General features: G+C 73.7%; 10 protein-coding genes. 7 read left to right on the forward strand and 3 right to left on the reverse strand.

Annotation, left to right across the window (positions count from 1 at the left end):
- The first annotated feature begins 98 nt into the window (after positions 1 to 98).
- From KBZ10_RS27975 to recX, 7 genes are all read left to right on the forward strand, one after another.
- Positions 99 to 1,016 (forward strand): AraC family transcriptional regulator, encoded by a 918-nt coding sequence (locus KBZ10_RS27975; RefSeq protein WP_210990531.1) that lies wholly within the window; start codon positions 99 to 101, stop codon positions 1,014 to 1,016.
- Positions 1,017 to 1,052: 36 nt separating this feature from the next.
- The gene (locus KBZ10_RS27980; RefSeq protein WP_374223431.1) at positions 1,053 to 1,835 is read left to right on the forward strand and encodes an AzlC family ABC transporter permease; all 783 of its coding nucleotides are present in this window, start codon (positions 1,053 to 1,055) and stop codon (positions 1,833 to 1,835) included.
- Entirely contained in the window at positions 1,832 to 2,140 is a 309-nt protein-coding gene (locus KBZ10_RS27985; protein WP_210990532.1) for an AzlD domain-containing protein, read from the forward strand. Before KBZ10_RS27980 ends, KBZ10_RS27985 begins: the two co-directional genes overlap by 4 nt.
- Positions 2,141 to 2,183: 43 nt before the next feature.
- On the forward strand, positions 2,184 to 2,378 hold the full coding sequence (locus KBZ10_RS27990; protein WP_210990533.1) for a DUF3046 domain-containing protein: 195 nt from the start codon (positions 2,184 to 2,186) through the stop codon (positions 2,376 to 2,378).
- Positions 2,379 to 2,450: 72 nt separating this feature from the next.
- Positions 2,451 to 3,701, forward strand: a complete 1,251-nt coding sequence (locus KBZ10_RS27995) for an AI-2E family transporter (protein WP_374223430.1) — start codon at positions 2,451 to 2,453, stop codon at positions 3,699 to 3,701.
- 191 nt (positions 3,702 to 3,892) lie between these two features.
- Positions 3,893 to 5,026, forward strand: a complete 1,134-nt coding sequence (recA, locus tag KBZ10_RS28000; protein ID WP_210990541.1) for a recombinase RecA — start codon at positions 3,893 to 3,895, stop codon at positions 5,024 to 5,026.
- A 3-nt stretch (positions 5,027 to 5,029) separates the two neighbouring features.
- On the forward strand, positions 5,030 to 5,674 hold the full coding sequence (gene recX, locus KBZ10_RS28005) for a recombination regulator RecX (RefSeq protein WP_210990534.1): 645 nt from the start codon (positions 5,030 to 5,032) through the stop codon (positions 5,672 to 5,674).
- A gap of 209 nt (positions 5,675 to 5,883) precedes the next feature.
- On the opposite strand, the gene KBZ10_RS28010 is transcribed toward recX, so the two are convergent.
- From KBZ10_RS28010 to KBZ10_RS28020, 3 genes are all read right to left on the reverse strand, one after another.
- Entirely contained in the window at positions 5,884 to 7,674 is a 1,791-nt protein-coding gene (locus tag KBZ10_RS28010) for an FAD-dependent monooxygenase (RefSeq protein ID WP_210990535.1), read from the reverse strand.
- A gap of 164 nt (positions 7,675 to 7,838) precedes the next feature.
- Positions 7,839 to 8,801: an amino acid ABC transporter permease gene (locus KBZ10_RS28015; protein WP_210990536.1), complete on the reverse strand. Its 963-nt coding sequence runs from the start codon at positions 8,799 to 8,801 to the stop codon at positions 7,839 to 7,841.
- Positions 8,798 to 9,472 carry an amino acid ABC transporter permease gene (locus tag KBZ10_RS28020; RefSeq protein ID WP_210990542.1) on the reverse strand — a complete coding sequence of 225 codons (675 nt, stop codon included), beginning with the start codon at positions 9,470 to 9,472 and terminating at the stop codon, positions 8,798 to 8,800. Before KBZ10_RS28020 ends, KBZ10_RS28015 begins: the two co-directional genes overlap by 4 nt.
- Positions 9,473 to 9,543 lie beyond the last annotated feature (71 nt).

Consider the following 9,543-nt stretch of genomic DNA (forward strand, 5'->3'; position numbering starts at 1 on the left):
CATCGTGCACCCCGGTACCGACAAGCGGGGTGTCACCGCTGGTGGGGGCCGTGCTCCGGTGGGAAGGGGGCCCGGCGGGCGAAGGCACAATGGGCGGTATGCGGGAGAAGCGGGAGCGGCCGGAGCGGCCGGAGCGGCCGGAGCAGGAGCACGCCCGGTACTGGCAGCACCCGCGGCTGCCCGGCGTCGATCTGCTGCGTGCCCGCTACGTCCGGCACACCTTCTCGCGCCACGCCCACGACGGCTTTGTCATCGCCACGGTGACCGGCGGGGTGGAGGGCGTCGGGCTGCCCCGCGGGGCGGAGCAGGTCGGCAGCGGCGGAGTCGTCCTGATCAATCCGGAGACACCCCACACGGCGTACGCCGGGGTCAGCGAGGGCTGGAGTTACCGCGTCCTGTACCCCTCCGTGGAGGTGGTCGCGGACGTGGCGATGGAGACGGCTCCGCTGCGGGGCACCCCGTCGTTCGGCGAGACGGTGCTCGACGACCCGGTGAGCGGCCGGCTGATCGCCGCCGTGCACCGGGCCGCCGAGCAGGACAACGCGCTGGCCGCCGGCACCCTGCTGCGCACGGTGGTCGCCAGGCTGCTGCACCGCTGCGGGGCCACGGCCGGTTCCGGGGCGGCCGGCCCGCCCGGTGCCGGGGCACGGGCGGCCGCGCGGGCGCGGGACCTGCTCGTCGAAGACATGGTGGACCCGCCGACGCTCGAACAGCTCGCCGCGTCGGTCGGTACCGGCCCCTTCGCCCTGCTGCGCGCCTTCCGCGGCGCCTACGGGCTCCCGCCGCACGCCTGGCTCACCGGCGCCCGGATCCGCCGGGCCAGGGCCCTGCTCGACGGCGGGGCCACGCCGGCCGAGGCGGCCGCCGCCGTCGGCTTCACGGACCAGCCGCACCTGAACCGGCACTTCACCAGGATCGTCGGGGTGCCCCCCGGCGCCTACCGGAGGGAACGGGAACGCGCACGCGCTCTCGGTGCCGCAAGAACGTCCAAGACGGGACCGGACGCCGGGCCCTAGCGTGCGGGCGTGGAAGAGACGAGACATCCTGTGGACATCGGCGAGGCCGTGGGAACCCCGGACGCGGGGCGCGGGACGGAACCGGCGGGCGGCGGCCCGGCGCGGGCCGGTACCGGGCCGCGCCCCGACGCGGCGGTGGTGCGGGACGCGCTCGGCGTGGGCGTGGCCGTGGGGCTGTCGGGCTTCGCCTTCGGGGTGACCTCCGCGGGAGCGGGCCTCACCCTGCTCCAGACCTGCGCGCTCAGTCTGCTGGTGTTCACCGGCGCCTCGCAGTTCGCGCTCGTCGGAGCGCTGGCGGCGGGCGGCAACCCGTACACGGCCGCGGCCGGGGCGTTCTTCCTCGGGGTGCGCAACGCCTTCTACGGGCTGCGGCTGTCGCAGCTGCTGCGCGTCCCCCGCGCCCTGCGCCCGTTCGCCGCCCAGTGGGTCATCGACGAGACCGCCGCGGTGGCCCTCGCCCAGCCCGGGCGGCGCGCGGCGCGGATCGGCTTCGCCGTCACCGGCGCGACCCTCTACGCGCTGTGGAACCTGACCACGCTGCTCGGCGCGCTCGGCGCCTCGGCGCTGGGCGACCCCCGGGAGTGGGGCCTGGACGCCGCGGGACCGGCGGTGTTCCTGGCCCTGCTCGCGCCCATGCTGAGGACGGCGACCGAGCGCGCGGTGGCCGGCCTGGCGGTGGTGCTGGTCCTCGTCGGTGTACCCGTGCTGCCCGCCGGGGTGCCGGTGCTCGTCGCGGCGCTGGCGGCACCGGTCGTCCTGGCGCTGCGCGGCCGGGCCCCGGTCCGCCCCGCCCGTGCCGGGAAGGGGCGCGGCCGATGAGCGTCTGGATCGCCATCGGCCTCACCACGGCCGGCTGCTATCTCGTCAAGCTGTTCGGGCTGTCGGTGCCCACCGGGGCGCTGGAGCGGCCGGCCGTCAAGCGGCTGGCCGCCCTGCTGCCCATCGCGCTGCTGGCCGCGCTCACCGCCCAGCAGACCTTCGGCGAGGGCTCCGCCCTGGTCCTCGACGCCAGGGCGGCGGGGGTCGCCGCCGCGGCGCTGGCGCTGCTGCTGCGCGCCCCGTTCCTGGTGGTCGTGGGGGCCGCCGTCCTGGTGACCGCGGCGGTGCGCGCGCTGGCCGGCTGACCGGCCCGCCGGGGCCGCGCCGCGGAGGCGGGATACTGGACTCATGCGGTTGACGGTTTTCTGGCAGCGGATGGCGGATCACTTCGGTGAGGCGTACGCCGACTCCTTCGCGCGCGATCACGTGATGTCCGAGCTCGGCGGGAGGACGGTGTGCGAGGCGCTGGACGCCGGCTGGAACGCCAAGGACGTGTGGCGGGCCGTCTGCGCCGCCATGGACGTCCCCGCCGACCGGCGCTGAACCCGGGTGACGCGTGACTCGTGACCCCGGGCGCCGGAACGGGCCGTCCGGGGGGAGCGGGCCGCCCCCCGGATGGGCCAGACTGGCACCGTGGCAGCGAATGACGACGAACCCGGTGGCGTCCCGGAACCCGGACCGCGCCCTGTCCCCGCCGAGCGGGCCTCGGCGCGCGGCGGTGAGCGGATGCCTGCCTGGCTGCCACGCGCCATCGCTCTGGTGTTCGCCGCCTACGCGGTCTTCCTGCTCGCGAGCTGGGCCTTCCAGCAGCTCACCGGGCTGCTGATCAACATCCTGATCGCGTTCTTCCTCGGGCTGGCGATCGAACCGGCGGTGGACCGCATGGCGGACCGCGGGATGCGCCGGGGCCTGGCGACCGCCCTGGTGTTCCTGGGCCTCGTCGTGGCCGTGGCCGGGTTCGTCACCCTGCTCGGCTCGATGCTCGCCGGCCAGATCGTCACCATGGTCGAGAACTTCCCGGCCTATCTCGACTCGGTGATCCGCTGGAGCAACAAGACCTTCGGCACCAGCGTCTCACGGCTGGAGATGCAGGACAGCCTGCTCAAGTCCGACTGGCTGCAGAAGTACGTGCAGAACAGCGCGGGCGGGGTGCTGGACGTGTCGGCGCAGGTGATCGGCGGCCTGTTCATGACCCTCACCGTGGCGCTGTTCTCCTTCTACTTCGCCGCCGACGGTCCGCGGCTGCGCCGGGCCCTGTGCTCCATGCTCCCGCCGGCCAAGCAGGCCGAGGTGCTGCGGGCCTGGGACATCGCGGTCGCCAAGACCGGCGGCTACCTCTACTCGCGCGGTCTGATGGCGCTGGTCTCCGGCGGCGCGCACTACGTGCTGCTGGAGATCCTCGGGGTGCCGTACGCCCCGGCCCTGGCGATCTGGGTGGGGCTGGTCTCGCAGTTCATCCCCGCGATCGGCACCTACCTGGCCGGGGCGCTGCCGATCCTGCTGGCGTTCACCGTCAACCCCTGGTACGCGCTGTGGGTGCTCGTCTTCGTCGTGATCTACCAGCAACTGGAGAACTACATCCTGCAGCCGCGGATCACGGCCCGGACCGTGGACATCCACCCCGCCGTCGCCTTCGGCTCGGTCATCGGGGGCGCCGCGCTGCTGGGAGCCGTCGGCGCGCTGATCGCGATCCCGGCGACCGCCACGCTGCAGGCGTTCCTGTCGGCGTATGTGAAGCGGTACGACGTCACCGACCACCCGCGGGTGCGCAGCCGGCGGCCGGTGCGGGACCGGGGGGCCTCGATGCTCTTCCGGGCCCGCCGGGCGCTGCGCGGCCGGCGCCCGCCGGGGGGCGGGGGCGGCTGAGGGGGAGGAGGCGGCGCGGGTCCGTCTCCCGGGGCGCGGCGCGCGGCGCCGGTCGGCTTGACATCAAAATCGAACATCCATTCAGATGGATGGCCCGGCCGGGTTTTCCACAGCCCGGACGGCGACGGGGCGCGTTGTCAGTGCCAGGCGTTAGCGTCATGGACGTGAAGCGATCGACTCAAGCAAACCGGGTGGAACCCATGGCAGCAGGATCCGACCGCGAGAAGGCGCTCGACGCCGCGCTCGCGCAGATTGAACGGCAATTCGGCAAGGGCGCCGTCATGCGCCTCGGGGACCGGCCGAACGACCCCATCGAGGTCATCCCCACCGGGTCGACCGCTCTCGACGTGGCGCTGGGAGTCGGTGGTCTGCCGCGCGGCCGGGTCGTCGAGGTGTACGGCCCGGAGTCCTCCGGCAAGACGACCCTCACGCTGCACGCCGTGGCCAACGCCCAGAAGGCGGGCGGCACCGTCGCCTTCGTCGACGCGGAGCACGCGCTCGACCCGGAGTACGCCAAGGCCCTGGGCGTCGACACGGACAACCTCATCCTCTCCCAGCCGGACACCGGCGAGCAGGCGCTGGAGATCGTGGACATGCTGGTCCGCTCCGGTGCCCTCGACCTGATCGTCATCGACTCCGTGGCGGCCCTGGTGCCGCGTGCGGAGATCGAGGGCGAGATGGGGGACTCGCACGTCGGTCTCCAGGCCCGGCTGATGAGCCAGGCGCTCCGGAAGATCACCAGCGCCCTGAACCAGTCCAGGACCACCGCGATCTTCATCAACCAGCTCCGGGAGAAGATCGGTGTGATGTTCGGCTCACCGGAGACCACCACCGGTGGCCGGGCGCTGAAGTTCTACGCCTCGGTGCGGATCGACATCCGCCGGATCGAGACCCTCAAGGACGGCACCGACGCGGTCGGCAACCGTACCCGCTGCAAGGTCGTGAAGAACAAGGTCGCGCCGCCCTTCAAGCAGGCCGAGTTCGACATCCTCTACGGCGAGGGCATCAGCCGCGAGGGCGGACTGATCGACATGGGCGTCGAGCACGGCTTCATCCGCAAGTCCGGTGCCTGGTACACCTACGAGGGCGACCAGCTGGGACAGGGCAAGGAGAACGCCCGCAAGTTCCTCAAGGACAACCCGGACCTGGGCAACGAGATCGAGAAGAAGATCAAGGAGAAGCTGGGGATCGGGGTGCGCCCGGAGGCTCCGGCCGCGGAGCCCGGCGCGGACGCGGCGGGAGCCCCCGCCGAGCCGGTGAAGGCGGTGCCCGCACCGGCCGCCAAGGCGACCAGGGCCTCCAAGGCCGCTGCCGCCAAGAGCTAGTCCATGACGCGGCGAACCGGCCGGCCGCGGGAGCGGCGGAAGGACGGCGGCGAGGACGACAGGGACGGCGGTGGCTCCTCTCCGTCGAGGGCCGGAGTGGGGACACCGCGTCCGGGCGCGGGTACGGCCGCGTCCCGGAGCGACGACCCCGGTGAGCGGGCACGGGCCATTTGCCTGCGCCTGCTCACCGGGACGCCGCGCACCCGCAAGCAGCTCGCCGACGCGCTGCGCAAGCGCGACATCCCCGATGCGGTGGCGGAGGAGGTGCTCTCCCGCTTCGAGGAGGTCGGGCTGATCGACGATGCCTCCTTCGCCGGTGCCTGGGTCGAGTCCCGCCACCACGGCCGGGGACTGGCCCGCCGCGCCCTCGCCCGCGAACTGCGGACCCGCGGAGTGGAATCGGTGGTCATCGACGAGGCCATGGGCCGGCTCGACTCCGAGCAGGAGGAGGAGACGGCCCGGGCCCTGGTGGAGCGCAGACTGCGGTCCACCCGGGGGCTGGACCGGGAGAAGCGGATCCGCCGGCTCGCCGGGATGCTGGCCCGCAAGGGCTACCCCGAAGGGCTCGCCCTGCGGGTGGTGCGGCGCGCGCTGGAGGAGGAGGGCGAGGACCCGGAAGCCCTGGAGTGGTACCTCCCCGGGGACTGACCGCCGTCCCGCCCCGACCGACGGGCTGGTGCCCGTGGCGTACCGGCACCGTGGTGCGCGTATCCGCGCCGCCGGGAACGGCGGGCCGCCGGCCCGGGTGAACCGGGGGGGCGCCAGCAGGTCCTGCGGGGCACAAGCCGGACCGTCCGAGCCGACGCGGTCCAGCAGCCCGAGCCGGGCCGGTCCAGCAGCCCGAGCCGGGCCGGGCCTCAGCGGGATGTGCCGGTCGTGGAGGAGACGCCGTCAGCGGACGCCGGCGCCACCGCGCCCACGTCACCGGCCCCGGAGGGATCCCCGTCTCCGGCGGTGGTCCGGGCCGTTCCCGCCGTGCCGCCCCCCTCGGCTCCGCCGTTCTCCCCCGTTCCGTTCTCGTCGGCTCCTGCCCTTCCCGGTACGGCACCGCTGCCCGGCGCGGCCGCCCCGCCTCCGCCGCGCACGATGTCCGCGCAGGCATGGAGCTCCGCCGGGTCCACGCCCGGTATCGCGGCGACCAGCCGGCCGTCCGGCCGGACCATCAGCACCGTGTGCGCCGCCGCGCCCGGGTAGCCCTCCGTCACCAGCAGTTCGGCCGGTACCGGCAGCGCCGCCACCGCCTCGGCCAGCCGCGGCATCAGCCCCGCGCCAAGCCAGTGCCTGCGGTCCCAGACCCCCGTCCCCGGGGCCACGAGCACCACCAGCAGATCGCCGCCGAGCCGCTCCCGGAGCCGTGCCGCGGAGCCGTCCGGCGCGGTCACCGCAACGTCCTCCACCGGATCACCCGGCAGGGTGCCCACCTCGGCCGAGGCCTCCGTGACGGCAGGTGTGAGCGGGGAGTGCGCGTACCCGGGGGGCGCTCCCAGCGGGCCCCGCCCCAGGTGACCGTCCGTCAGCAGGCTCTCCTGCCCGCGCCCGGCCCCCGGCAGCAGTGACCGGCGCACGGCCGGCCAGGCGCCCGCGGAGCGGACCAGCGGCAGTGCCTGGTCGGCCGCGCGCAGCCGGGCGCCGACGGACCGGCGCCGCTCCGCCTGGTAGCTGTCGAGCAGCGGCTCGGAGGCGCCGTGGTGCCGGGCCAGCGCCAGTTTCCAGGAGAGGTTCGCCGCGTCCCGCAGCCCTTCGTCGAGTTCCTGGGTGCCGAGGCTGCCGAGCAGGTGCGCCGCGTCCCCGGCCAGGAAGACCCGCCGCGAGCGCCACCGGCGTGCGAGCCGGTGGTGGACGGTGTGCACCCCGGTGTCCAGCAGTTCGTACGGAGGCACCCCGCCGCACCAGGTGGTGAGGGTGTCGCGGATCCGGGCGACGAGGGCCTCCGGTGTCACGAGGTCGCCCCGGGGCGGCAGCAGCCAGTCGATCCGCCAGACCCCGTCCGGCAGTGGGCGTGCCAGGACCTCCCCGCCGCGCGGGCCCCGGTACAGAACCGCTTCGCCCGGCCAGGGGAGTTCCGTACGGAGCGCGGCCACCGCATGCCGTTCGACGGCCGTCCGGCCGGGGAAGCGCACATCGAGCAGCTTGCGGACGGTGGACCGCGCCCCGTCGCAGCCGACCAGATGGCTGCCGCGCCACGAGCCGCTGCCCCCGCCGGCCGCCGGCGGCCGGCCCGCCGGGCCCGCCGATTCCCGGGTGTACGCCGTCACGCCGTCCGCATCCTGCTCCAGGGCGTGGAGGCGGCAGCCGGTGGCGACCCGGGCGAGGTCTTCGGCCTCCAGCGCGGCCCGCAGCCCGTGGACGAGTGCGTGCTGCGGCAGATGGAGCGGGGCGTCGTCCCCCAACTCCTCGCGTCGCGGCGACTGCCGCCGCCGCAGCGTCCGCCAAGCGGTCCACCGCGTGCCGGCGCCGGAGAACGAGGTGCCGAGGAGACGGCCGGTGAAGGCGGCGCTGTCCGGGCTCAGCACGGTCGTCCTGGCGGGCCGCGGCTCGTACGCGCCGGAGCCCTCGTCCAGGACGAGGACGGGGACGTCGTGCCGGGTGAGCGCGAGGGCGAGCGCGAGACCGACGGGTCCCGCGCCGACGACGATCACCGGGTCCACGGGGCGGCTCCTTCGACCCGGCGGGTCGGGGAAGGGATGGTGCAGGAAGCCCGGTGCGTGATCACAGAAGGAATGCAACCCACTGGGATTGCCCACGTCAAGCGAGAGGGACAGCGGCTGACGACCGCTGTCCCTCCCGTCGCTTCCGTCCCGGCCGGAACGGCTCAGGGGGTCTTGCTCACACCGTCGTCGCCGGGCCCGTGCCCCGGGCCGCCGCGCGGGCCCTCGGCGGGACCGTCTCCGGGCCCCGAGACCACCGCGACGTCACTGCCGATGTCCTCGGTCACCACGGCGCCGGTGCCCTTGCGGGAGCGCCGGGCCCGGCTCTCCAGCCGGCTCGCGAAGCTGGTGAGCAGGAAGTTGAGCAGGATGAAGAGGAGCGCCACCACGGTGAAGGCGGCGATGGTGTTCGCGCCGTAGTTGGCGGTGATGCTGCGGACGCGGCTCAGCAGTTCGGCGAAGCCGAGCATCGCGCCGCCCAGCGCCGTGTCCTTCACGATCACGACGAGCTGGCTGACCAGGGCCGGCAGCATCGCGGTCACGGCCTGCGGCAGCAGCACGTGGGACATGATCTGGCCCTTGCGCATGCCGATGGCCTTGGCCGCGTCCGTCTGCCCGTGCGGCAGGGAGAGGATGCCGGCGCGGACCACCTCGGCGATGACGGAGGCGTTGTAGAGGACCAGTCCGGTCACCACCGCGTAGAGCGGGCGGATATCCGACTCCACATCGGTGAGCTGGGCGTACGCCTCGTTCGCGAACAGCATCAGCAGCAGCACCGGGATGGCGCGGAAGAACTCGACGACCGCGCCGACCGGCACGCTGATCCACCGGTGGTCGGAGAGCCGTCCGATGCCGAGCAGGGCGCCGAACGGCAGCGCGATGACGATGGCCAGGGCCGCCGCCTTCAGCGTGTTCAGCAGGCCGGGCAGCAGGAAGGTGGTCCAGATCCGGGAGTCCTCGACGAATGGGAGCCACTTCTCGCCGGCGAGCTGGTTCTTGTCCGCCATGGTGTCCAGCACCCACCAGCCGACCAGCCCCAGGACGACGACGAACAGGACGGTGTAGAGCCAGTTGCGCCGCCGGGCACGGGGCCCCGGCACGTCGTACAGAACGGAGAGGTCACTCATCGCTTCACCGCCACACGCTTGCTCACCCAGCCGAGCAGCAGCCCCGTCGGAAGGGTCAGGACAATGAACCCGAAGGCGAACACGGAGAAGACGAGGAAGATGACATCGCTCTCGTTCTCGATCATCTCCTTCATCAGCAGCGCCGCCTCGGAGACGCTGATGGTGGCTGCCACCGTGGTGTTCTTGGTGAGGGCGATCAGGACGTTCGCCAAGGGGGCCACCACCGACCGGAAGGCCTGCGGCAGGACGATGAGTGTCAGCACCTGCGTGAAGCCGAGCCCCAGCGCCCGTGCCGCCTCGGCCTGGCCCACGGGCACCGTGTTGATCCCGGAGCGCAGCGCCTCGCAGACGAAGGTGGCGGTGTAGGCCACCAGGCCGAGCACGGCCAGCCGGAAGCCGATCTCCTTCGAGGTCCCGCCGCCGAGGGTGACGCTCAAGGTCTGGTAGAGACCGAGCGAGGCGGCGACGAGGACCACGGTGAGCGGAGTGTTCCGCATCATGTTGACGTACGCGGTCCCGAAGCCGCGCATCAGCGGAACGGGGCTCACGCGCATCCCGGCGAGGATCGTTCCCCAGATGAGCGACCCCACGGCCGAGTAGACGGTGAGCTGCACCGTCACCCAGAACGCGCCGAGCAGGTCGTACCGCTCTAGATCAAGAAAGTCGAACACGTGGATCCGCGCTCTCCCCTGGTGGTCGGATGGTGCGGCGGGGCGCCCGGGCGGGGGGGGGGCCGGCGGGG

It is taken from the genome of Streptomyces sp. F63 (assembly GCF_018070345.1).
GTDB lineage: Bacteria > Actinomycetota > Actinomycetes > Streptomycetales > Streptomycetaceae > Streptomyces.